This is a genomic window from Mesorhizobium sp. M8A.F.Ca.ET.207.01.1.1, assembly GCF_004794715.1.
Taxonomy (GTDB): domain Bacteria; phylum Pseudomonadota; class Alphaproteobacteria; order Rhizobiales; family Rhizobiaceae; genus Mesorhizobium.
The window spans coordinates 1-278 of record NZ_SRUS01000621.1; the positions used below are offsets into that span (position 1 = coordinate 1).

Here is a 278-nt window from a genome sequence, read left to right on the forward strand (position 1 = left end):
AACGGCCGAAGCCCGGCAGCGCGGATTCCACCGCATGCTGCACGAAGCGTGGCCCGGCCTCGACGCCGGGCAGATTGCCCAGCAGCAGGCGCGCGTCATCGGGAATGCCGTTCACCGCCGGGTCGTAGACGTTGTACAGGCCGGTGGACAGGATCAGGAAGGCGGTCGCACTGCACACCACCATCGTGTCGATGTAGACCGAGAACGACTGCACCAGGCCCTGCTTGACCGGATGCGAAACTTCCGCCTCGGCGGCCGGCTGCGCCCAACTGCCCATG

The 278-nt window shown here is 67.3% G+C and carries 1 protein-coding gene; it reads right to left on the reverse strand.

What is annotated here, in order from left to right:
* Positions 1-278, reverse strand: a 278-nt coding sequence (locus tag EN850_RS36100) for an alanine:cation symporter family protein (RefSeq protein ID WP_136093108.1), incomplete at both ends; no start/stop codon positions are given.